The organism is Streptomyces sp. NPDC091292 (genome assembly GCF_044757265.1).
Lineage (GTDB): Bacteria > Actinomycetota > Actinomycetes > Streptomycetales > Streptomycetaceae > Streptomyces.
Map to the genome: position 1 here is coordinate 1,306,286 of NZ_JBIVUQ010000001.1, position 22,299 is coordinate 1,328,584.

General features: G+C 72.4%; 18 protein-coding genes. 11 read left to right on the top strand and 7 right to left on the bottom strand.

Features of this window, described 5'->3' with window-relative positions; all coding sequences use genetic code 11:
* Positions 1–39: 39 nt before the first annotated feature.
* Entirely contained in the window at positions 40–1,074 is a 1,035-nt protein-coding gene (locus ACIQNU_RS06415) for a hypothetical protein (RefSeq protein ID WP_401361495.1), read from the top strand.
* A 50-nt stretch (positions 1,075–1,124) separates the two neighbouring features.
* Here the strand turns inward: ACIQNU_RS06415 and ACIQNU_RS06420 are convergent, their stop codons facing one another.
* The 3 genes from ACIQNU_RS06420 to ACIQNU_RS06430 form a co-directional block, all read right to left on the bottom strand.
* Positions 1,125–2,639, bottom strand: coding sequence for a phytoene desaturase family protein (locus tag ACIQNU_RS06420; RefSeq protein WP_401361497.1), 1,515 nt, complete (start codon positions 2,637–2,639; stop codon positions 1,125–1,127).
* Between the two features lie 78 nt (positions 2,640–2,717).
* On the bottom strand, positions 2,718–3,371 hold the full coding sequence (locus tag ACIQNU_RS06425; RefSeq protein ID WP_401361499.1) for a DUF4126 domain-containing protein: 654 nt from the start codon (positions 3,369–3,371) through the stop codon (positions 2,718–2,720).
* Positions 3,372–3,720: 349 nt separating this feature from the next.
* Entirely contained in the window at positions 3,721–4,332 is a 612-nt protein-coding gene (locus ACIQNU_RS06430) for a TetR/AcrR family transcriptional regulator (RefSeq protein WP_401361501.1), read from the bottom strand.
* A 139-nt stretch (positions 4,333–4,471) separates the two neighbouring features.
* Between ACIQNU_RS06430 and ACIQNU_RS06435 the strand changes: the two genes are divergently transcribed.
* The 3 genes from ACIQNU_RS06435 (at position 4,472) to ACIQNU_RS06445 (ending at position 6,671) form a co-directional block, all read left to right on the top strand.
* Positions 4,472–5,032 (top strand): SAV_6107 family HEPN domain-containing protein, encoded by a 561-nt coding sequence (locus ACIQNU_RS06435; RefSeq protein ID WP_401361502.1) that lies wholly within the window; start codon positions 4,472–4,474, stop codon positions 5,030–5,032.
* 167 nt (positions 5,033–5,199) lie between these two features.
* A complete protein-coding gene (locus ACIQNU_RS06440; RefSeq protein WP_401361504.1) occupies positions 5,200–5,970 on the top strand; it encodes a methyltransferase in 771 nt (256 codons plus the stop codon).
* Between the two features lie 287 nt (positions 5,971–6,257).
* Positions 6,258–6,671 (top strand): DUF3040 domain-containing protein, encoded by a 414-nt coding sequence (locus tag ACIQNU_RS06445; RefSeq protein ID WP_401361506.1) that lies wholly within the window; start codon positions 6,258–6,260, stop codon positions 6,669–6,671.
* A gap of 186 nt (positions 6,672–6,857) precedes the next feature.
* Here the strand turns inward: ACIQNU_RS06445 and ACIQNU_RS06450 are convergent, their stop codons facing one another.
* From ACIQNU_RS06450 to ACIQNU_RS06465, 4 genes are all read right to left on the bottom strand, one after another.
* Positions 6,858–9,266, bottom strand: a complete 2,409-nt coding sequence (locus ACIQNU_RS06450; RefSeq protein ID WP_401361508.1) for a DUF3488 and DUF4129 domain-containing transglutaminase family protein — start codon at positions 9,264–9,266, stop codon at positions 6,858–6,860.
* Positions 9,263–10,660, bottom strand: a complete 1,398-nt coding sequence (locus ACIQNU_RS06455; protein WP_401361510.1) for a DUF58 domain-containing protein — start codon at positions 10,658–10,660, stop codon at positions 9,263–9,265. The genes ACIQNU_RS06450 and ACIQNU_RS06455 overlap by 4 nt, the downstream gene beginning before the upstream one ends.
* A complete protein-coding gene (locus ACIQNU_RS06460) occupies positions 10,660–11,718 on the bottom strand; it encodes an AAA family ATPase (protein WP_401361512.1) in 1,059 nt (352 codons plus the stop codon). Before ACIQNU_RS06460 ends, ACIQNU_RS06455 begins: the two co-directional genes overlap by 1 nt.
* Before the next feature lie 341 nt (positions 11,719–12,059).
* The gene (locus ACIQNU_RS06465; RefSeq protein ID WP_401361514.1) at positions 12,060–12,608 is read right to left on the bottom strand and encodes a beta-class carbonic anhydrase; all 549 of its coding nucleotides are present in this window, start codon (positions 12,606–12,608) and stop codon (positions 12,060–12,062) included.
* 413 nt (positions 12,609–13,021) lie between these two features.
* Between ACIQNU_RS06465 and rsmH the strand changes: the two genes are divergently transcribed.
* The 7 genes from rsmH (at position 13,022) to murD (ending at position 22,250) form a co-directional block, all read left to right on the top strand.
* Positions 13,022–13,996, top strand: a complete 975-nt coding sequence (gene rsmH / locus ACIQNU_RS06470) for a 16S rRNA (cytosine(1402)-N(4))-methyltransferase RsmH (protein ID WP_401361516.1) — start codon at positions 13,022–13,024, stop codon at positions 13,994–13,996.
* Positions 13,993–14,577, top strand: coding sequence for a septum formation initiator family protein (locus ACIQNU_RS06475; protein WP_401361518.1), 585 nt, complete (start codon positions 13,993–13,995; stop codon positions 14,575–14,577). Before rsmH ends, ACIQNU_RS06475 begins: the two co-directional genes overlap by 4 nt.
* A gap of 4 nt (positions 14,578–14,581) precedes the next feature.
* The gene (locus ACIQNU_RS06480) at positions 14,582–16,564 is read left to right on the top strand and encodes a peptidoglycan D,D-transpeptidase FtsI family protein (RefSeq protein WP_401361520.1); all 1,983 of its coding nucleotides are present in this window, start codon (positions 14,582–14,584) and stop codon (positions 16,562–16,564) included.
* 71 nt (positions 16,565–16,635) lie between these two features.
* Entirely contained in the window at positions 16,636–18,306 is a 1,671-nt protein-coding gene (locus ACIQNU_RS06485; RefSeq protein ID WP_401361522.1) for a UDP-N-acetylmuramoyl-L-alanyl-D-glutamate--2,6-diaminopimelate ligase, read from the top strand.
* A 4-nt stretch (positions 18,307–18,310) separates the two neighbouring features.
* Positions 18,311–19,747, top strand: coding sequence for a UDP-N-acetylmuramoyl-tripeptide--D-alanyl-D-alanine ligase (gene murF / locus ACIQNU_RS06490; protein ID WP_401361524.1), 1,437 nt, complete (start codon positions 18,311–18,313; stop codon positions 19,745–19,747).
* Entirely contained in the window at positions 19,744–20,817 is a 1,074-nt protein-coding gene (mraY, locus tag ACIQNU_RS06495) for a phospho-N-acetylmuramoyl-pentapeptide-transferase (protein ID WP_401361526.1), read from the top strand. The genes murF and mraY overlap by 4 nt, the downstream gene beginning before the upstream one ends.
* On the top strand, positions 20,814–22,250 hold the full coding sequence (gene murD / locus ACIQNU_RS06500) for a UDP-N-acetylmuramoyl-L-alanine--D-glutamate ligase (protein ID WP_401361528.1): 1,437 nt from the start codon (positions 20,814–20,816) through the stop codon (positions 22,248–22,250). Before mraY ends, murD begins: the two co-directional genes overlap by 4 nt.
* The last annotated feature ends 49 nt before the right edge of the window (positions 22,251–22,299 follow it).

The window sequence follows — 22,299 nt, forward strand, 5'->3', positions numbered from 1 at the left end:
CGTACGCGGTGGGGCACCGACCGCAGGAGAGGGGCGTACATGGGCTGGACGGTCCTGTACATCGCGTTCGGCATCGTCGCGTTGTGGCTGCTCGGTGAGGTGCTGCTCCAGTACAAGGCGCGACTGCGCTATCGCGCGCTCGCCTTCTGCGGCTTCCTCGGCGTCGTCCTCGGCGTCCTGATCCCCTCGGTCCCGGTGATCGCGCTGGGCGCCATCGCCTTCGCGGTGGGTCAGACGTACGTCACGCTGTCGTTCCGCCGAGGGTTCTCGACCGGCTGGGCCATCGGCGGTCGGCCGGGCGGCAGCAAGCGCCGCAGGACCGGCTCGGGCGGGCGCCAGGAGCCCACCCTCCAGGTCTCCGACCTGGAGTCCGCCGACGACCCCTACCCGCCGGACGCCCAGCACCCGGACGCCCCCCACCACGACAACGGTGCCTACGCGGCCGACACCGCCTACGCGGACGACGACGTCTTCCGCAACGACCGCGACCCGGCCTACGCCTCCGGAGCCGCGCACCCCGGGACCGCCGCCTACGCGTACGACCAGTCAGGCGCGGGCCCGGCCACCACGATCTACGAGCCGGAGCCCCTGCCCGACGACACCGGCCAGTACGGCATATACAGCGACACGGCCTACGCGGCTGCCTCCACCCACGGCCGGCCCGACACCCCGGACTACCCGCAGAACCAGGGCACCCCGGACTACGGCTACGACTCCTACGCCGGCTACGACCAGCAGCAGCCCGCATACAACCAGGACCCGCATCAGTACGCGGCCTACTCCGACCCGTACACCGGCACCCAGTCGTACGACGGCCAGGGCTACGATCCGTACGCCCAACAGGCGTACCCCCAGGACCCCTACGCGCCCCATGGCTACGGCGAGACCCCGCCCGGCGGTGTCTGGGTCCCGCAGCAGCGCGGCGTCGACGGCCAGCCCGGTCAGCCCGGCGAGTACGGCGGCGAACTCCCGCCCGAGCAGCCGCAGCCGCAGCCATATCCGTACCAGAACGGCGGCTATCCGGCCGCCGACCCGGGCGCCGGGTACGACGGACAGCAGCAGTACCGGTACTGACCCCTCCCACGTCCCGGACTCAGGAACTCAGCGCCGACGTCGCCCCGCGCTCAGCGTGAGCCGCGGAACTCCGGTCCCTCCACGATCAGTCCGGCCACCAGCGCGCCCGACATGCCCGCGTGCGGCAGCCCGCCGCCCGGGTGCGACCAGCCGCCGACCGTGAACAGGCCCGGCAGGGACGTGCTGTTCGACGGATGGAGCAGCCGGCCCCCGGCCGCCGCCAGCGCGGGCGCGGGGACCGCCCCGCCCGGCGCGCCCGTGGTCGCCTCGATGTCCGCGGGGGTCCGCACCTCGCGCCAGAGCAGCCGCTCGCGCAGCCCCGGTATCGCCCGCCCGGCCGCCTCGATCATCCGGTCGGCCACCGCGTCATGGCCGGCGCCCGTGGACCCGGCGCGGTGGGCCGGGACCGTCGCCGTCAGGGTGACCGCCTCGTGCTCGGCGTCCGGCACACCCGCGGGGTCACCGGGGCGCAGCACCGTGACCGTGGGACGCTCCGGCAGGCTCGGCGCGGTCCCGAAGACGGCGTCCAACTCGGCGTCGCGGTCCGCCGCGTGGACCACCGTGCGATGCGGGGTGCCCTCGGGCCGGGCGCCGCGCAGCGCCAGCAGGACGGTCAGCCGGCTCGGCATCCCCGACTGCGGCGCGACACCGTCCCCCGCGCGCGGGTCCGTACCCGGCAGCAGTGCGGCGAGCGGGCCCGGCGCGATCCCCGCCACCACGAAGTCGGCTTCCTCCACGGTGCCTTCGGCCGTCTCCACGCCCGCCGCGCGCCCGTCCTTCTCGACGATCCGCACCACCGCCGCGCCGAACCGGAACTCGACCCTGCGCGCGAGGCACCGCTCGTACACGGCACGCGCGAGGGACCGCATCCCGCCGCGCACCGCCCACACCCCGAACGTCTGCTCCAGATACGGCAGCACCGCCGCGCTCGCCGGTGCCGTGCGCGGGTCGAGGCCCCACGCCACCGCGTACTGCTCAAGCAGCGCCCGCAGCCCCGGGTCGCCGTCCAGTTCCAGCTCGGCGACCTCGTTCAGCGTCGTCGCCACCCGGTCCTTGCGCAGGAGCCTGCGGTGCGGCACCGCCGGATAGGGCTCACGGTCGGCCAGCACCTGCCAGTTCGGCCACAGGGGCTCTTCGAGGAGCGGGCGGCGCGAGCGGTCCCATGCCTCCCGCGCGCGGTTCATGAAAGCGGCCCACAGCGCGCCCCTGCCCGCGCCGAGCGCCGCGTCCAGGGCCTCGCCGACGCCCGCGCGGGACGCGTTGGGCAAGGAGACCTCGCTGCCGTCCGCGAAGACATGGCGCGCCGCCGGCTCCACCTGGGACAGCTCGACGCTGCTCTCCAGTGGCTCCTTGCCCGTCTTGAGGAACAGGTCCCGGTGGACGGCGGGCAGGAGCAGCAGCCCCGGTCCCGTGTCGAACACGAAACCGTCCCGCTCGACGGCCGCCACCGCCCCGCCATAGGTCTCCGCGCGCTCGAACACCACCACCCGGTGGCCCGCGACGGCCAGCCGGGCGGCGGTCGCCAGGGCGCCCATCCCCGCGCCGATCACCGCAATCCGTGCCATGTCAGGGACTCTATCGGCCACCACTGACAGTCACGCCCTGAGCCCTTGCCGGGGCCGATCCGGGCCCGCATCCACCGCCTACCAGCGGCGCACGGGACCCGGTTCGCCGGGTGGCGCACCCGCCCCGGGTGGTGCGCCCAGTGGCCCCCGGCGGCGCTCCTCGCGGCGCTGCGCGCGCCGCCGCAGGAACCGTCTGATCCGCGAGATCAGGAACACCGTGAGAACCAAACCCAGGAGCAGCAGCACGGCCGCGATGACGGCGGCGGTCCGGGGATAGAACATGGCGAACGTCACGAGCCCGCCGACGCCCAGGTCCTCCGCCGTGCTCACGATGAAGTTGCTGAACGGCTCGGGCGAGGAGTTGATCGCCATCCGCGTACCGGACTTGACGGCGTGACTGGCCAGCGCCGTCGACCCTCCGATGGCACCGGCCGCGATGTCGGGGAGCGAGCCGCTCTGCCCGGCCAGGAGCGCCGCCACGACGGCGCCCGACGCCGGGCGGATCACCGTGTGCACGGTGTCCCAGACCGAGTCGACATAAGGGATCTTGTCGGCGACGGCCTCGCACAGGAACAGCACTCCGGCGGTGATCAGGACGGGAGTGCTCTGGAGCGACGCGGGCACCTCGTCGGTGACACCGGTCGCGCCGAATATGCCGAGCAGCAGGACCACCGCGTACGCGTTGATCCCGCTCGCCCAGCCGCTGGTGAAGACCAGGGGGAGTACGGACACGGACGCGATCGTAACCAGTGGGCGGCGGCGCGTCCTGAGGATGCGTGCGCAGGTCTGAGTACGCGTACCTAGTAGGGGAGATGAGTACGCGCGCGGATGGGGCCCGACCTGCGCGGACGGAAGAGTGGTGGCACGGAAAGGGGCGCCCCGCCGGTACCGCCGGCACGGGGCGGCGGAACGGCGCGGGCGCCCTTGGCCGGCTCGTCCCGGTGACCACGGGAACGAGGACCGACGGGCCCGGAGAAGGACCGCACGGGCCCGACGGGGGAACGAAACGGGGGATACGCCGGTCCGGTGGGGTCTCAGGGGGATGAGGCCGCGCCGGGCCGGCGCCTTCCTGACCTTCCGCTCAGCTCCCTCCGCTCACGCGCCCCTGCAACAGCCGTGACAGCGCCGCGTGGACGTCGTCGAGGGAGCGTTCCGGCTGGAACGCCTGCCAGTCCAGGGCCGCGACCAGCACCATGCCGACCAGCGCGGCGGCCGTCAGCGGGATGTCGATCTCCTCGTTCAGCTCGCCGTTCGCGACACCCTCGCGCAGGACGTCCTCGACGACCGCGACGGCCTCCTGGCGCACCACCATGAGGGTGGACTGCCAGGCCCTGTTGGTGCGCCACAACTCGGCGACGTACAACTGTGTGAAGGCCGGATAGCGGTCCATGAAGACGAGTCCCGCGCGGATCATCGCGTCCAGCGCGTCGACCATGCCGCCGCCCCCGCGCGCGGTGCGTTCGGCCGCGTCGCGCAGCGAGGCCGTGAGCAGGCCGACGCCGTGCCGCAGCAGCTCTTCGAAGAGAACCGACTTGCTGGCGAAGTTGTAGTAGACCGTCCCTTTCGCGACCCCGGCGCGTTCGGCGATCTCGTCCACCGTCGTGGCCGAGAAACCCTGCTCGGCGATGAGCGTGACGGCCGCCTCGTACAGCTTCTGCCGGGTCGCCTGACGGCGGGTGCTGCTGCTGTCCATGGCCCCGATTCTCACAGGCTTGGCCACCTCGAATGTGCGATCGAATCAAAACCGCAGGTCAGCCCGCATTGTCAGTGGCGTCGTCCACTATGGGCACATACGGCCACCGCGCCGTCACACAGACGACAGGAGGTTCGTCATGGCCAGCTCATCCGCAGCCGCCGCCCACCGGCGCCGCACCGGCGGCCCTGCCCCCTCACTGACCGGCCCGCCGAGCGATGTGCACCCCGTGCTCCGCCGGGCCACGGCACCGCCCGCCGCCCTCGATCTGCTCGCCCAGGCCCGCGCGGGCCTGGAGGAGGCGGGCCTGCTCGAAACGTCGAACGAGCGCTACGCGACAGCCCACCTAGCCGCCCTGCGCACCGCCGCCGCCGTACTCGCGGCCCGGGGCCGCCCGGAGATCGGCGAGCGGCGCCGCGCCAGGATCCGCAGCGCCTGGGAAGTCCTCCCCGAGATAGCCCCCGAACTCACCGAGTGGAGCGCCCTGTTCGCCTCCGGAGCGAGCCGCCGCGCCCGCGCCGAGGCGGGCATCCGGGGCGCGGCCACCACCCGCGACGCCGACGACCTGCTGCGCGACGTGGCGATGTTCCTGCGCCTGGTCGAGCGGATGCTCGTCCTCCAGCCGGTACTGCCCGCGCCACGCGCCGAGGAAGGGCCACCGGGCACGGCCAGGGGGGAGGGCGGGCCGGGCGCGGCCTGATCCGAAACGAGAGCCCCAGGTGGGACGGAGCGCGGGGCAGCCGGTCCGAGGCAATAGGGTGGGAAAGCCTGAACCTCCCCGTCCGCCCCGGACCATCCGCCGGACGACGGAGGACGCCCATCGCTCCGCCCCACGACAGGCGGTGCCGCGCCGAGGAGTCAACTGCCGTGTCGGACCCGATGCGCCCCCGCGCTTCTCTCCGAACCGCCGTGGTCTGGGACGTTCTCAAGGACGCCCTCGACCGCCGGGTCAAGACCACGGGACGCGACGCGCTCGACGTCCTCGACACGGGCGGCGGCAGCGGCAACTTCGCCGTGCCCGTCGCCCGGCTCGGCCACCGCGTCACGGTGGTCGACCCCAGCCCGAACGCCCTGTTCGCGCTGGAGCGCCGGACCGCCGAGGCCGGCGTCGCCGACCGCGTCACCGGCGTCCAGGGCGACGCACTCGGCCTGTTCGACGTGGTCGAGCGCGGAGGGTACGACGCGGTGCTCTGCCACGGCGTCCTGGAGTACGTGGACGACCCGGCCGAAGGCATCCGCAACGCCATCGGCGCGCTCCGGCCGTCCGGCGTCCTCAGTCTGCTCGCCGCGGGCCTGGGCGGCGCCGTCCTCGCGCGCGCCATCGCCGGTCATTTCACGGAGGCCCGGCACGCGCTGACCGACCCCGACGGGCGCTGGGGCGAGGGCGACCCGGTGCCCCGGCGCTTCACCACCGAGCAGCTCACCGGTCTCGTCGAGGCCGCCGGCGTCCGCGTCGACGCCGTACACGGCGTACGGGTCTTCGCGGACCTGGTCCCCGGAGTGCTGGTCGACACCGAACCGGGGGCGCTGGAAGCGCTGCTGAAACTGGAGGCAGCGGCTGCGGAACAGCCCGCTTTCCACTCCGTGGCGACACAGCTCCACGTCCTCGGCGAGAAGCGCGGAACGGCCGAGGCGTGAGTCGACTCCCGGGGCGCCCCGGGAGTCAGCCGCTGATCAGCGGCGCAGCAGCACATGGAGTACGCCACAGGCACCCCGATCGGGCGCTACTCGCCGTATGATCGAGGGGGAAGGTTCGGCATGACGGACGGCCCGCCGGGGAATGGACGCCTCAGCGAGCCGGAGCGCCATGGCGGGTTCTGACTGGCGAATTGGCGTAGAGGGGCGGGTTTCACGGGGGCGATTCCCTGCCTATCCTGAAGGGAACCCCCCGGTCGCCCCGGCGACTGCACGATGAGGAGGACTCCGTGCCGCTCTCGGAGCACGAGCAGCGAATGCTCGAGCAAATGGAGCGAGCGCTGTACGCCGAAGATCCCAAGTTCGCGACAGCGCTTGAGGGAAGCGGGCTGCGTACGTACACCCGGCGACGGGTATACCAGGCGGTCGCAGGCTTCCTGGTGGGTATCGCGCTCCTCATGGCCGGAATGGTCGCCCAGCAGATCTGGGTCAGCGTGGTGGGATTCCTCGTCATGCTGGGTTGCGCGGTACTTGCCGTCACCGGTTGGCGTAAAGCCCCGAAACCAGGTGAGCAGCCGAGCGCCGCGGGTGCGGCGCCAGGTGCTCCGCCGTCACCCCGGCGCCAGAGCCGTCAGCGCAAGGGGATGATGGACCGGATCGAGCAGCGCTGGCAGCGACGGCGTGATGAACAGGGTGGCCATTAGACCCACGGGCTAGTTCCACGTGCCCAGCCCATGTGTGTGGGCCATCCATAACCGAAGCTGTACCGAGGGGCGACCGAGAGTGGTCGCCCCTTTTCGTTTGCCAGGGCGGACGGGTGGACCGATTTCCGCTGCACGAGGACGGCCGGGAACACCCCGGTCGGGTACCCGACCGGGGCCCTGCCCTGGTCACCCCGATTCGCTCGGGCGCTGCTTCCCCGGCCTCGGCCAGGCGGCGGTGGCCCGGATCCGGAGGGACGTCAGGCGGTCCGACACGGCCCAGACGATGCGGACCGTCGACCGGGGGAGGAGCAGGGCGCGCAGACGCGTGCGGCGGCTGACCGACGCGCTCAGGGCTGCCCGTACCCGCCGTACGTCCTCCGCGAGGCCCGCCACCGGCTGCGGTTGCGGCGCGTACAGGACCTGCTCCACCGCTGCCGCCAGGCGCTGCACGGACTCCGCCGCCGGTGGGTCGAGCCGGCCGAGGCGGATGATCCGCGCGGCTGTCCCGCGCGGCGTCTGCGAACCGTCGGGGGCGATGCCGAAGTCCCAGGCCGTGTCGGTGAGTTCGAGCCAGGCCGCCAGCGTTCTCGCCGCCGCGTCCGCCTGCGTACGACCCGGCGAGCCGAGCCGTACGGACCGGGTCCGCAGCCGCGCCAGCATCGGCAGCAGCGGCAGCCCCACGGCCAGGATCACACCCAGCGCGATCAGGAAGATCGTCTTCAGCGGAGGGCCGCCGCTGCCCGAGCCGCCCGCGTCGGAAGGTGGCGTACTGCCGCAGCCGTCCAGCTTCTTCTGCTGCGCCGTGCAGCTCTCGGACTGCGAGGGCGCGGCGGACGGCGCGGTGCTCGCCGACTGCGAGGGCGCCGCCGGATCGCTGGGCGTACCGGCCGGGGTGTCCGCCCGGGTGTAGTCGGGCACCGTGCCCCGGTTCGGCGTCGGCTCGAAACGGGTCCAGCCCACGCCCTCGAAGTACAGTTCCGGCCATGCGTGCGCGTCCTTGAGGCCCACCGACATCGTGCCGTCGGCCTGCGGGGTGCCCGGTGTGAAACCGACCGCCACGCGCGCGGGGATCCCCAGCGTCCGCGCCATCGCCGCCATCGAGAACGAGAAGTGGACGCAGAAGCCTTCCTTCTGCTCCAGGAACCGGGCGATCGCCGCCGAACCGCTGCCCGCCGAGACCTCCGTGTTGTACGTGAAGCCGCCGTTCTGCGCGAAGTAGTCCTGAAGCTTCACGGCGCGCTCGTAGTCGTTCGCCGAGCCCTCCGTCACCCTGAGGGCCGTCTGCGCGACCACCGGGGGCAGTGACTCCGGCACCCGCGTGAACTCGCGCGCGAAGTCCCGTGACGGCTCGGGCGCGTTCGCCAGTTGGTCGGCGGTCGGCTGCACGATCAGGCTGGTCACCTGGTAGTTCGCGCCCCGCGTGGTCTGGCCGTGGTCGCCGACGAGGGTCCGGCCGACCGGCTCGTACCGCCAGCGGCCGTCGATCCGGACCTGGCTCGCCGGATAGGGCATCGGCAGCCAGTCCTGCGCGTACCAGTCGGCGGCCGAGATCCGCGTCGTGACCTCCGTACGGCGTACGTCCCCGCTGAGCCCTGGAGGCTCCGGCAGGGGTGAGGGCACATCGCTGATGCGCCGTACGGACGGCTTCCACGCGGTGCCGTCGAACTCGTCGAGCGAGACGATCCGCAGATACAGGTCCTGCTTCTCCTCGGAGTCCGTGCGGTACGACATGACCTCGCGGTCCTCGGGCTGGTTGAGGCTGTTCTGGAGCGACACCAGTGGGTTCACCGCGGAGATGGTGCCGCCGCCCCCGGGCCCGGTGCCCGCGCCGCCGCCCGTCCCGTCGAGGAGTCCGCCGTCGAGGGCGGGCAGCGCCAGCGGCACCACGAGGGCGATCCCCAGCGCGAGCGCGCCGATACGGCGTCCCGTGCGTACGGGTGCGACCGCTCCGCCGCGCTCGCTCTCCAGGCCGCCCGCGACGTTGCCGGGGCGGCGTGGGGTGCCGCCGAAGACCCGTCCCCACTGCGAGAGCCGGTCCCGGCCCTCGGCGAGGAGCAGCACCAGATAGCCGGCCGCGGCGAGCAGGAACCAGAACCAGCCCGTGCCGCCGTCGCCGAGACCCGCCGCCACCGAGTACAGCGCGAGCAGCGGGAGGCCCGCCGGGGCCGCGCTGCGGAACGTCACCGCGAGCGCGTCCACCGCGAGACCGATCACCACGACGCCGCCCACCAGCATCAGCCGGATCCCGGGGGACAGCGGCGCCGGTATCGCGAACCGGCCCACGTCGTCCCCGCCGGCCTGGAGCAGTTCGCCCAGGTGCCGGATCGCGTCGGGGCCCGGGACCACCCCGGCGACGGCCTGCTCGCGCGCGAAGACCAGCGTCAGCAGCAGCAGCGTCACCAGGGCCTGCACGGCCACCGTCAGCGGCCGGGCCAGCGGCACCCGCCGCCCGGCGGCGCCCACCGCGGTCTGGATCGCCAGCAGAATCGCCGCCTGGAGGATCCAGGTCGCCGGCTTGACCAGCGGCAGCAGCGCGGTCGCCGCGAGCAGCGTCGCCGCCGCCGAGCACAGCGCCAGCCGTGCGCGCCCGCTCATGACCAACCCCCTGTCGTCCCCGTCGACGGCGCCGGGCCCACCGCGGTGCGCTCCCGGTCCGCCTGCTCCCACAGCGCGGCGACCGACCTGCCCGGTGCCACGGCGACCGCGGTCCAGCCCGCCTCGCGCAGCATCCGCAGCCGTTCCTCGGTCCGCTGGACCGGCGCGCCGCCGTCCGCCCCGCGCGCCCACGCCACGCTGTCGAGCACGAACGCGACGGCCGCGCCACTGCGCTGCCGCATCTTGGCGACCACGGCGGCCTGTTCCTCGTCCAGGTCGCCCAGGAAGGCGACGAGGAGACCTTCGTGCCCGCCGCGCAGCACGTCGTACGCGCGCGAGAGGCCCGCGCCGTCCGAGTGGTCCACGACGGCGAGTGTGTCCATCATGATTCCGGCCGAGTCCGCCGACTCCTGGCTCACCCCGGCGAAGCCGTCGGAGCCCTCGCCGGGTACGGAGGTGCCGGTGTCCGTCAACAGCCGTACCGAAAAGCCCCGTTCGAGCATGTGCACCAGGACCGACGCCGTGCCCGAGACCGCCCACTCGAAGGCCGAGTCGGGGCCCGCGCCGTGGAACGCGAGATACCGGGTGTCCAGGAGCACCGTGCACCGCGCGCGTTGCGGCTGTTCCTCGCGGCGCACCATCAACTCGCCGTACCGCGCGGTCGAGCGCCAGTGGACGCGGCGCAGGTCGTCGCCGTAGCGGTATCCGCGCGGGATGACGTCGTCCTCGCCCGCGAGCGCGAGGGAGCGCTGACGCCCGTCGCCGTACCCCTTCGCCTCGCCGCTCAGCCGCACCGACGGCAGCGGCTCCACGCGCGGGACGACGGTCAGCGTGTCGTACGTCGAGAAGGAGCGGGTCAGTTCGCACATGCCGAACGGGTCGCTGAGCCGCAGTTGCAGCGGGCCCAGGGGGTACCGGCCGCGCAGATCGGAGCGCACCCGGTACGACACCTCACGGCGCCCGCCCGCCTCCACCCGGTCCAGGACGAACCGGGGGCGCGGCCCCAGTACGTACGGCACCCGGTCCTGGAGCATCAGCAGGCCCGTGGGGAGCCGCGAGACATTGTCCATCCGCAGATGGACCCGGGCCTCGGACCCGGCGGGCACCCGCGCGGGCGCGAGGCGGCGGCTGCCGGCCACGCGGTAGCGGGTGCGGTACAGGACGGCCGCGCAGACCAGCGGCAGCGCGGCGAGCAGCAGTCCGACCCGCAGCAGATCGCTCTGCCCGAGCACATAGGCGCACACGGCCGCCGCGACGCCCGCCGCCAGGAAGGAACGGCCCCGGGTGGTCAGCCCCGCGAGCGCCGTCCGCAGCCCGCTCTTGTCCCCCGCGTCCCCGCCGGTCCCGTGATCCTCGTCGGCCCGCGTCGCCGCCGGGCCGCCGGGTGCCGTCATCACAGCCTCCGGGTGCCCGGCTGACGCTCACCGAATCCGACGACCGACGCGTTCGGCGCACGGCCCGGGTAGCCGCCGTGGGAGTTCGTCTGGGGCGCGGCGGGCACCGGGGTGCGCTGAAGGATCTCCTGCACGACCTGCTCGGCCGACCTGCGGTTGAGCTGGGCCTGGGCCGTCGGCAGCAGGCGGTGCGCCAGGACCGCGACGGCGAGGGCCTGGATGTCGTCCGGCAGTGCGTACTCCCGGCCGGCGAGCGCTGCCGCCGCCTTCGCCGCGCGCAGCAGATGCAGCGTCGCGCGCGGGGAGGCGCCGAGCCTCAGGTCCGGGTGGCTGCGCGTGGCCGAGACGAGGTCGACGGCATAGCGCCGGACGGGGTCCGCGACATGCACCGTACGGACCGCGTCGATCAGCTTCACCATGTCGTGCGCGTGCGCCACCGGCTGGAGGTCGTCCAGGGGCGAGGCACCGCCGTGCACGTCCAGCATCTGGAGTTCGGCTTCCGCGCTGGGATAGCCGATGGACACTCGCGCCATGAAACGGTCGCGCTGCGCCTCCGGCAGCGGGTAGGTGCCCTCCATCTCGACCGGGTTCTGCGTCGCCACCACCATGAAGGGGCTCGGCAGTTCGTACGTCTGCCCGTCGATGGTGACCTGGCGCTCCTCCATGGACTCCAGGAGCGCCGACTGCGTCTTGGGCGACGCGCGGTTGATCTCGTCGCCGATCACGATCTGCGCGAAGATCGCGCCCGGTTTGAACTCGAAGTCCCGCTGCTGCTGGTCCCAGATGGACACACCGGTGATGTCCGAAGGCAGCAGGTCGGGCGTGAACTGGATGCGGCGCACCGAGCAGTCGATCGACCGCGCGAGCGCCTTGGCGAGCATGGTCTTTCCCACGCCCGGTACATCTTCGATGAGCAGATGCCCCTCGGCGAGGAGCACGGTCAGCGAAAGCCGTACGACCTCCGGCTTGCCCTCGATCACACCCTCCACCGACCTGCGGACACGCTCCGCTGTGGTGGTCAGATCAGTGAGGCTCGCTCGATCGTCATACGTCGTCACCCGGCCCTCCTCGGCCCTTCCCCGCGCTCGGTCAGGAGCGGGGGATACCCCAACTTCCGGGCCGGTGCGCTGCGATGCGGACCGGCCCACCCCGAAACAACGGACACCACGCGCGAATCGTTCAGCGTGCCGTCCCCTCCGCATTCTTGTTGCCGTTACCGGTTCGTGTCACTCGCTGTGGACAACTGGCGGTGATATGTCCAGCTTCCCGGCGTTCCGTTGAACGCTCGCTCTGTTGATCGCTCCGGTGATCTCAGGGTAGGCGGTCCGCACGCGTGAGGGCTTGTTCAGACGGTTCTCAGAGGATTCTCAAAGGTTCGCGGCTGCCGCACACGCCAGGTTCACGCCGGGTCGATCTCGCGCAGCAGTCCCGTCTTCACGTCGAAGACAAAACCCCGGACGTCGTCGGTGTGCACCAGGAACGGATTGGTCCGTACCCGCTGCATCGACTGCCGTACGTCCTGGTCGACGTCGCGGAACGCCTCGACGGCCCACGCGGGGCGCTGGCCGACCTCCATCTCCAGATCGTGGCGGAACTCCTCGGTCAGGCTCTCCAGGCCGCAGCCCGTGTGGTGGATCAGCACCACGCTGCGGGTGCCCAGCGCGCGCTGGCTGATGGTGAGGGAGCGGATCACGTCGTCGGTGACGACACCGCCCGCGTTGCGGATGGTGTGACAGTCGCCCAGCTCCAGGCCGAGCGCGTCGTGCAGGTCGAGCCGGGCGTCCATACAGGCCACCACGGCGACGTGGAGGACAGGACGGGCGTCCATGCCGGGATCGGAGAAGGCGGAGGCGTAGCGCTGATTCGCATCGACGAGACGGTCCGTGACCGTGCCACCGGTTCGTATGGCGCCTTCGGTGCCTGCGGGGAGGGATGCAGAAGTCGTCATGGGTACGACGGTAGTGGTCAGAGGCGGTCCGGGCAGGGGGCGAGAGTGGACAAAGAAGGTCAATGAGCCTTGTTGTGAGGTAACCCACAAGGAGGGCAGGGACTCACCCGTACGGGTGGCCGCGCCGGGTTTACGGCTTCGGACGAAGGGAAGCCGCGCCGCGCACGCCGGTTGATTGACCGTGCGACACCGTGGACTAAAGTGACGCGAAGTGGGAGGCCGGACACGCTCCCCGCTGGACTGTTGTTCCCGGAGATCTGGCGATCTCCCCGCGCGCGCGGTCGCGTACGTACGGCTCGGCCTCCTCCCGCTCCCGGTCGGCTGACGCCATTCCCGGCGCCGGTCGGCCATCCCCTTCACGAGCGGGCGGGGACCCGGCGGTGCGTGCGCCGCGCCGGACCTGAGAGGGCGCCTTGAGCCAGACCCGACATGTCCCGGTGATGCTGCGACGGTGCCTGGACCTGTTGGCCCCCGCACTCGACCACCGCGCCGCCGGCGGCGCGCCGCCGACCGTCGTGGACTGCACCCTCGGGCTCGGCGGCCACAGCGAGGCCCTGCTCACCGCCTTCCCCGAGGCCCGTCTCGTCGCACTCGACCGCGACAAGGAGGCCCTGCGGCTCTCCGGTGAACGCCTCGCCCCCTTCGGCGACCGGGCCACCCTCGTGCACGCCGTCTACGACGAGCTGCCCGACGTACTCGACCGGCTCGGCACCCCCAAGGTCCAGGGCGTCCTGTTCGACCTCGGCGTCTCCTCCATGCAGCTCGACGAGGCCGAGCGCGGCTTCGCGTACGCCCAGGACGCCCCCCTCGACATGCGCATGGACCAGAGCACCGGGATCAGCGCTGCCGAGGTCCTCAACACCTATCCGCCCGGCGAGCTGGTGCGGATCCTGCGCCAGTACGGCGAGGAGAAGCAGGCCAAGCGGATCGTCAGCGCGATCGTGCGGGACCGTGAGAAGGAACCGTTCTCCACCAGCGGCCGGCTCGTCGACCTGATCAGGGACGCCCTGCCGCAGGCCGCCAAGCGCACCGGCGGCAACCCGGCCAAGCGCACCTTCCAGGCGCTGCGCATCGAGGTCAACGGCGAACTCTCCGTCCTGGAACGGGCCGTACCCGCCGCCGTCGGGGCGCTTGCCGTCGGCGGCCGGATCGCCGTGCTCTCGTACCACTCGCTGGAGGACCGGCTCGTCAAGCAGGTGTTCGCGGCGGGCGCCGCCACCACCGCGCCGCCGGGGCTGCCCGTCGTGCCCGAGCGCTACCAGCCACGCCTCCGGCTGCTGACCCGCGGCGCCGAACTGCCCACCGAGGAAGAGGTCGCCGCGAACCGCAGGGCCGCCCCCGCGCGGCTGCGCGGCGCCGAACGGATCCGCGAGGAGGAGCCGGGATGAGCGGGAAGCCGCGGCTGCGGGGCCGGGCCGCGCGGCTGGCGCGGCTGCTGCCCGCCGGGCCCAGCCAGGCCGCCCGTACCCCCTTCGTGCTGCTCGTGGTGCTGCTGCTCGGCGGCGGTCTCATCACGCTGCTGATGCTCAACTCCTCACTGAACGAAGGGTCGTTCCAGCTGAGCGCGCTCAAGCGGGAGACGACCGAACTCACCGACGAGGAACAGGCGCTCCAGCGCGACGTGGACGCCTATGCCGCGCCCGACGCGCTGGAGCGCCGCGCCCGTGAGCTGGGCATGGTCCCCGGCGGCGACCCCGTCTTCCTGGGCCCCGACGGGAAGGTACGCGGCGTGCCGGGCGCCGCCTCGCCCTCCACGCTCGGCGAGCCCGCGGCGCCGCTCGGACCGCCGCCCGCCCCGTCCCCGTCGCCGGAACCCCCGGCACCCGGGCCGAGCGGCACCCCCGGCGGCTCCCCGCCCGCCGCATCCCCCGCACCCGCTGCGCCCGCCGCACCCCCACCGGGCTCCGGCACCCCCGCCCCCGCGGCGCCGCCCGCCTCCGCCCCCGCCCCGACGACCTCCGGCAGGTGACGCCGTGACCGACAGGGAACCGCCACGTCGCCGGGTGCCAGGACCCGCCAGGCCCGACCGTTCGGAACGCCCCGGACGCGACCGAGCCGGCCGCCCCGCCGCCCGCCGCCCCGGACCCGGCGCCCGGCCCCCGCGCCGCCCCCGCCCGGCCGCGCCCTCACAGCCCGGCACCCTGCGACTGGGCAGCCCCCGGCCCCGCCTGCGCATGATCAGCCTCGGCCTCACCCTGGTCCTGATGGTCTTCGTGGTACGGCTGCTCCAGGTGCAGGCCGTCGACGCGAACGCCTACGCGGGCAAGGCCGAGAAGAACCGCTATCTCACCCATGTCCTGGCCGCCGAGCGCGGCGGCATCACCGACCGCAACGGTGTCGCCCTCGCCACCAGCGTCGACGCGTACGACATCACCGCCGACCCGACGATGTTCACGCGCGAGGAGACCAAGACCGAGGACGCGCCCGAGCAGGCCGCCGCGCTGCTCGCGCCGATCCTCGGCCAGGACCCCGGCGACGTGGCCAAGAAGCTCAGGACGCCCAAGACGCGGTACGTGATGCTCGCCCGCCGCCAGACCCCGCAGGTCTGGAAGCAGATCAAGGACCTGAAGAGCACGCTCGCCGACAAGGCCCGCAGCGACAAGACCGCGCCGAACGTCCTCGCCGGCGTCTTCCAGGACCCCAGCAGCAAACGCGTCTATCCGAACGGGGACCTCGCCGCCGGGATACTGGGCTGGGTCAACGCCGACGGCAAGGGCGGCGGCGGGGTCGAACAGCAGTGGGAGAAGGACCTCGCAGGCAAGGCCGGCGAGATCACCTACGCGCAGTCCGGCGGCCGTCAGGTGCCCACCGCGGGCAGTACCGAGACGCCCGCCGTGCCCGGCTCCGAGGTCGAGCTGACGATCGACCGGGACATCCAGTGGGCCGCGCAGAACGCCATCGCGGAGCAGGTCAAGGAGTCCAAGGCGGACCGCGGGTACGTGATAGTGCAGGACACCCGTACCGGCGAGGTCCTGGCGATGGCCGGCGCGCCCGGCTTCGACCCCAACGACCTGTCCCGCGCCGGAGCCGGCTCGCTCGGCAACGCGGCGCTCCAGGACGCCTACGAACCCGGCTCCACCGCCAAGGTCATGTCGATGGCCGCCGTCCTGGAGGAGAAGGCGGCGACGCCCGCGACCCGGGTCACGGTGCCCAACCGGCTGCACCGCGGCGACCGGCTGTTCCAGGACGACATCGACCACCCGACCTGGTACCTCACGCTCAACGGCGTCCTCGCCAAGTCCAGCAACATCGGCACGATCCTCGCCACCGGACAGCTCGGCAAGACCCAGCCCGAGGCCAACCGCGTCCTCTACTCGTATCTGCGCAAGTTCGGCATCGGCAGCCCCACCGGGCTCGGCTTCCCCGGCGAGACCCCCGGCATCCTCGCGCCCCCCGACAAGTGGTCGACCTCGCAGCAGTACACGATCCCTTTCGGCCAAGGCGTGTCGATCAACGCGATGCAGGCGGCGTCCGTCTACTCCACCATCGCCAACGGCGGCGTCCGCGTCGAACCCACCCTGGTGCGCGGGACGAAGGGCCCCGACGGCCGCTTCACCCCCGCGCCCGAGCCCGAGAAGAACCGGGTGGTCAGCGCGGAGACCGCCAAGACCCTGGCCCGGATGCTGGAGTCGGTGGTCGACGACGAGGAGGGCACCGGCGTCAAGGCCCGCATCCCCGGCTACCGGGTCGCGGGCAAGACCGGCACCGCCAACCGCGTCGATCCGGCCACCGGCAAGTACCGCGGCTACACCTCGTCGTTCGCCGGGTTCGCCCCCGCCGACAACCCCCGTATCACCGTCTACTGCGCGATCCAGAACGCCACCAAGGGCAGCTACTTCGGCGGTCAGATCTGCGGACCCATCTACAAGCAGGTCATGGAGTTCGCCCTGAAGACCCTCCAGGTGCCGCCCACCGGCACCCAGCCCGCCCGGCTCCCCGTCACCTACACCCCGTGACCACCTGTACCCCGTGACCGCCTACACGCTGTGACCACCGAGGACCCACAGGAACCGCTCAGGAACCGCCCGTGACCATGATCACTCCCGGCTCGGGGAACCCGCCCGACGGCCACCCCGCGCCACGCCCCTCACTTCGCTCCCGGGCCGCCGCGCCCGGTACGCTCACCGCCGTGCCACACGCTGATCACTCCCAAACCACCCAGAAGGGCGCTTCCGTGACCTACCCGGGACCGCCACGACCGGTTCACGTCTCCGCGACACCGCTCGTGGAACTCGCCGATCAGCTGGGCATCGCCGCCCCCGGATCGGGCCAGGTCACCGGCGTCACCCACGACTCACGGGCGGTACGCCCCGGCGACCTCTACGCCGCCCTGCCCGGCGCCCGCGTACACGGCGCCGACTTCGCCGCGCAGGCCGCCGACCTCGGCGCCACCGCCGTCCTCACCGACCCGGCGGGCGCCGCCCGCGCGGGCGCCACCGGACTGCCGGTCCTCGTCGTGGACGACCCGCGCGGCCGGATGGGCGAGCTGGCCGCGACGGTCTACGGCCACCCCGGTGACGGGCTCCTCCAGATCGGCATCACCGGAACCTCCGGCAAGACCACGACCGCGTACCTCGTCCAGGGCGGCCTGGACGCGGCGGCGGGCGGTGTCTCCGGGCTCATCGGCACCGTCGAGACCCGGATCGGCGACGAGAGCGTCAAGTCCGAGCGGACCACGCCCGAAGCCACCGACCTCCAGGCGCTGTTCGCCGTCATGCGCGAGCGGGACGTACGGTCCGTCGCCATGGAGGTCTCCAGCCACGCGTTGGTGCTCGGCCGCGTCGACGGCTGCGTCTTCGACCTCGCCGTCTTCACCAACCTCAGCCCGGAACACATGGAGTTCCACTCCGACATGGAGGACTACTTCCGGGCCAAGGCGCAGTTGTTCACGCCGAAACGCAGCAAACAGGGCGTCGTCAACTACGACGACGAGTACGGCCGCAGGCTGGTCAAGGAGGCGTCCGTCCCGGTCACCACCTTCTCCGCCGAAGGCCACCCGGACGCCGACTGGCGCGCCGACGGCGTCGAGGTCGGGCCGCTCGGCTCCACCTTCACCGTCCTCGGCCCCCGGGGCGAACGGATCACCGCCAGGGCGCCCCTGCCAGGCCCCTTCAACGTCGCCAACACCCTCGCCGCGATCGTCACCCTCGCCACCGCCGGACTCGACCCGCAGACCGTCGCCGACGGCGTCGCCGCGGTCCCCGGCGTCCCCGGCCGCCTGGAGCGCGTCGACGCGGGCCAGCCCTACCTCGCCGTCGTCGACTACGCCCACAAGACGGACGCCGTCGAATCGGTCCTGCGGGCGCTGCGCAAGGTCACCGAGGGCAGACTGCACATCGTGCTCGGCTGCGGCGGCGACCGGGACATCACCAAGCGCGGACCGATGGGCGCAGCCGCCGCCCGGCTCGCCGACACCGCCGTACTGACCTCCGACAACCCCCGCTCCGAAGACCCCCTCGCGATCCTCGCCGCGATGCTCGCGGGCGCCGCGGGGGTACCCGCACACGAACGCGGCGAGGTCCAGGTGTTCGAGGACCGGGCCGCCGCCATCGCCGCCGCCGTCGCCCGCGCCGAGCCGGGCGACACCGTGCTCGTCGCCGGCAAGGGCCATGAACAGGGCCAGGACATCGCCGGGGTGGTCCGTCCCTTCGACGACCGCCAGGTGCTGCGCGCAGCAATCCAGAAGACCCAGGGATGAACTTGTGATCGCCCTCTCTCTCGCCGAGATCGCCACAGTCGTCGGCGGGCAGACCCACGACATACCGGATCCGTCGGTGCGCGTCACCGGGCCGGTCGTGCGGGACTCCCGTGAAGTGGTACCCGGCAGCCTCTTCGTCGCCCTCGCGGGCGAGCGCGTGGACGGCCACGACTTCGCGGCCGACGTGGTCGCGGCGGGCGCCGTCGCGGTCCTCGCCGCGCGGCCCGTCGGCGTCCCCGCAATCGTCGTCGACGATGTGCAGACCGCGCTCGGCGCCCTCGCACGGGCCGTCGTGGAGCGCCTCGGCGCGACCCTCGTCGCGCTCACGGGCTCCGCGGGCAAGACCAGTACCAAGGACCTCATCGCACAAGTGCTGCGGCGCCGGGCGCCCACGGTCTTCACACCCGGCTCGTTCAACAACGAGATCGGGCTGCCGCTGACCGCGCTGAGCGCCACCGACGAAACCCGTTACCTCGTCCTGGAGATGGGCGCGCGCGGCATCGGCCACATCCGCTACCTCACCGGACTGACCCCGCCACGCATCGGCCTCGTCCTGAATGTCGGGACCGCGCACATCGGCGAGTTCGGCGGCCGGGAGCAGATCGCCGAGGCCAAGGGCGAACTCGTCGAATCCCTTCCCCCGCAGGGCGAGAACGGCGGTGTCGCGATCCTCAACGCGGACGATCCGCTCGTCCGCGCGATGGCCACCCGCACCAAGGCACGTGTCGTCCTGTTCGGGGAATCCGGCGAAGCGGACGTACGTGCGGAGAACGTCCGGCTCACGGGCACCGGACAGCCGGCCTTCAGCCTTCACACACCCTCCGGGTACGCCGACGTGACCTTGCGCCTGTACGGTGAGCACCACGTGTCGAACGCGCTCGCAGCAGCCGCCGTCGCCCATGAGCTGGGCATGTCCGCCTCGGAGATCGCTCTCGCGCTCTCCGAGGCGGACACCCTCTCCCGCTGGCGGATGGAGGTCACCGAGCGCCGGGACGGCGTCACCGTGGTCAATGACGCCTACAACGCGAACCCCGAGTCCATGAGGGCCGCTCTGCGCGCGCTGGTCGCGATGGGCGGCGCACGGGAACGAGGGGGACGTACGTGGGCGGTGCTCGGCCCGATGGCCGAGCTGGGCGACGAGGCGCTCGCCGAACACGACGCGGTCGGACGGCTCGCCGTCCGGCTCAACGTGAGCAAGCTCGTGGCAGTCGGGGGCAGGGAAGCGGCCTGGTTGCGCATGGGCGCCTATAACGAGGGTTCGTGGGGTGAGGAGTCGGTGCACGTGTCCGACGCACAGGCGGCGATCGACCTGTTGCGCAGCGAGCTGCGCCCGGGGGACGTCGTTCTCGTGAAGGCATCCAGGTCGATCGGTCTGGAGCGGGTTGCCATGGCGCTGCTCGACGCGGACGCGACCGGCGAGGGTGAGGTTGCCGCCCGATGATGAAGCAGATCCTGTTCTCGGGAGTCATCGGCCTCTTCCTGACTCTCGTGGGCACCCCGCTGTTGATCAAACTCCTTGCCAGCAAGGGGTACGGCCAGTACATCCGCGACGACGGCCCGCGTGAGCACCACGCCAAGCGCGGTACGCCGACGATGGGTGGTATCGCCTTCATCCTGGCGACGATCATCGCGTACTTCATGAGCAAGGTGATCACGGGCGCACCGCCCACCTTCTCCGGCCTGCTGGTCCTCGGGCTGATGACCGGCATGGGTCTGGTCGGCTTCCTCGACGACTACATCAAGATCGTCAAGCGCCGGTCGCTCGGTCTGCGGGCCAAGGCGAAGATGGCCGGACAGCTGATCGTCGGCATCTCCTTCGCGGTCCTCGCGCTCCAGTTCGCGGACAACCGCGGCAACACCCCCGCGTCCACCAAGCTGTCCTTCATCACGGACTTCGGCTGGCACATCGGACCCGTACTCTTCGTGGTCTGGGCGCTGTTCATGATTCTCGCGATGTCCAACGGCGTGAATCTGACGGACGGTCTGGACGGTCTGGCGACCGGCGCGTCCGTGATGGTGTTCGGCGCCTACACCTTCATCGGTGTCTGGCAGTTCCAGGAGTCCTGCGCCAACGCGGCGACCCTGACCAACCCGGCCGCCTGCTTCGAGGTACGCGATCCGCTCGACCTCGCCGTCGTCGCCTCCGCCCTGATGGGTGCCTGCTTCGGCTTCCTGTGGTGGAACACCTCGCCGGCGAAGATCTTCATGGGCGACACCGGTTCGCTGGCGCTCGGCGGCGCGCTCGCCGGTCTCGCGATCTGCTCCCGCACCGAACTGCTGCTCGCGCTCCTCGGCGGCCTGTTCGTCCTCATCACCATGTCGGTGGTCATCCAGGTCGGCTCCTTCCGGCTCACCGGCAAGCGGGTCTTCCGTATGGCCCCGCTGCAACATCACTTCGAACTCAAAGGCTGGTCCGAAGTCCTGGTCGTCGTCCGCTTCTGGATCATCCAGGGCATGTGCGTGATCGTCGGACTCGGCCTCTTCTACGCAGGGTGGGCGGCCGACAAGTGACGCACTCGTCCCCGGGGGGACCGTCGGAGTTCGCGGGGCGGCACCTCACCGTCGCCGGTCTGGGGGTGAGCGGCATCAGCGCCGCCCGCGCCCTGGCCGGCCTCGGCGCATCGGTCACCGTCGTGGACGGCGGCTCCTCACCGGCCCACCGGGAACGGGCCGACGCCCTGGCGGCGGACGGCATCGCGGTACGCCTCGGGGACGCGGACACCCTGCCCGACGGCACCGATCTGGTGGTCACCTCACCCGGCTGGAAGCCCTCCTCACCGCTGTTCGCGGCGGCGGCCGGCGCGGGCGTCGACGTCGTCGGGGACGTGGAGATCGCCTGGCGGCTGCGCGGCCCCGACGCGGCGCCCTGGCTCGCCATCACGGGCACCAACGGCAAGACCACGACCACCCAGATGCTCGCGTCGATCCTGACCGCCGCCGGACTGCGTACCGCCGCCGTCGGCAACATCGGGACGCCGATCATCGACGTGGTCACCGGCGACGAGACGTACGACGTGCTCGCCGTCGAACTCTCCAGCTACCAACTGCACTGGGCGCCGTCCCCGCGCGCCCACTCCGCCGCGGTACTCAACCTCGCCCCCGACCACCTCGACTGGCACGGCTCGATGGAGGCGTACGCCGCCGACAAGGGCCGTATCTACCACGGCAACCAGGTCGCCTGCGTGTACAACGCCGCCGACAAGGCCACCGAGGACCTGGTGCGCGCCGCCGACGTCGAGGAGGGCTGCCGGGCGATCGGCTTCACCCTCGCGGCGCCGGGACCGTCCCAACTCGGCGTCGTGGACGGCATCCTGGTCGACCGCGCGTTCGTCGCGGACCGGCAGCGGCAGGCGCAGGAACTCGCGGAGGTCGCGGACGTCCGCCCGCCCGCGCCGCACAACATCGCCAACGCCCTCGCCGCCGCCGCGCTCGCCCGCGCCTTCGGGGTGCCCGCCACCGCCGTACGGGACGGACTGCGGGCCTTCCGCCCCGACGCGCACCGGATCGAACACGTCGCCGATGTCGACCAGGTCGCCTACATCGACGACTCCAAGGCCACCAACACCCATGCCGCCGAGGCGTCCCTCGCCGCCTACGAGTCGATCGTGTGGATCGCCGGCGGGCTCGCCAAGGGCGCCACCTTCGACGAGTTGGTGGCCAAGTCGGCGAAGCGGCTGCGCGGCGCGGTGCTGATCGGCGCCGACCGTGCCCTCATCCGTGAAGCGCTCGCGCGACACGCGCCCGAGGTCCCGGTGGTCGACCTCGACCGGACCGACACTGGGGCGATGTCCGAGGCGGTCCGGGCCGCGCGGCGGCTTGCGCGGCCGGGCGATACGGTGCTGATGGCTCCGGCGTGCGCCTCGATGGACATGTTCACCAACTACAACCGGCGCGGTGAGGCTTTCGCGGACGCGGTTCGTGCGCTGGGCGCCGCCGACGCCTGAGCCCTCCGGGAGGGACGCGGTGACCGCGATGTGGCCAGGATTCCGTGGG

Excerpts from the sequence above, each read along its gene's own strand:
- ACIQNU_RS06455 (WP_401361510.1), bottom strand. The coding sequence starts at position 10,660 with ATGACGGCACCCGGCGGCCCGGCGGCGACGCGGGCCGACGAGGATCAC.
- ACIQNU_RS06430 (WP_401361501.1), bottom strand. The coding sequence starts at position 4,332 with ATGGACAGCAGCAGCACCCGCCGTCAGGCGACCCGGCAGAAGCTGTAC.
- ACIQNU_RS06450 (WP_401361508.1), bottom strand. The coding sequence starts at position 9,266 with ATGAGCGGGCGCGCACGGCTGGCGCTGTGCTCGGCGGCGGCGACGCTG.
- ACIQNU_RS06435 (WP_401361502.1), top strand. The coding sequence starts at position 4,472 with ATGGCCAGCTCATCCGCAGCCGCCGCCCACCGGCGCCGCACCGGCGGC.
- ACIQNU_RS06420 (WP_401361497.1), bottom strand. The coding sequence starts at position 2,639 with ATGGCACGGATTGCGGTGATCGGCGCGGGGATGGGCGCCCTGGCGACC.
- ACIQNU_RS06475 (WP_401361518.1), top strand. The coding sequence starts at position 13,993 with ATGAGCGGGAAGCCGCGGCTGCGGGGCCGGGCCGCGCGGCTGGCGCGG.
- ACIQNU_RS06465 (WP_401361514.1), bottom strand. The coding sequence starts at position 12,608 with ATGACGACTTCTGCATCCCTCCCCGCAGGCACCGAAGGCGCCATACGA.
- ACIQNU_RS06415 (WP_401361495.1), top strand. The coding sequence starts at position 40 with ATGGGCTGGACGGTCCTGTACATCGCGTTCGGCATCGTCGCGTTGTGG.
- mraY (WP_401361526.1), top strand. The coding sequence starts at position 19,744 with ATGATGAAGCAGATCCTGTTCTCGGGAGTCATCGGCCTCTTCCTGACT.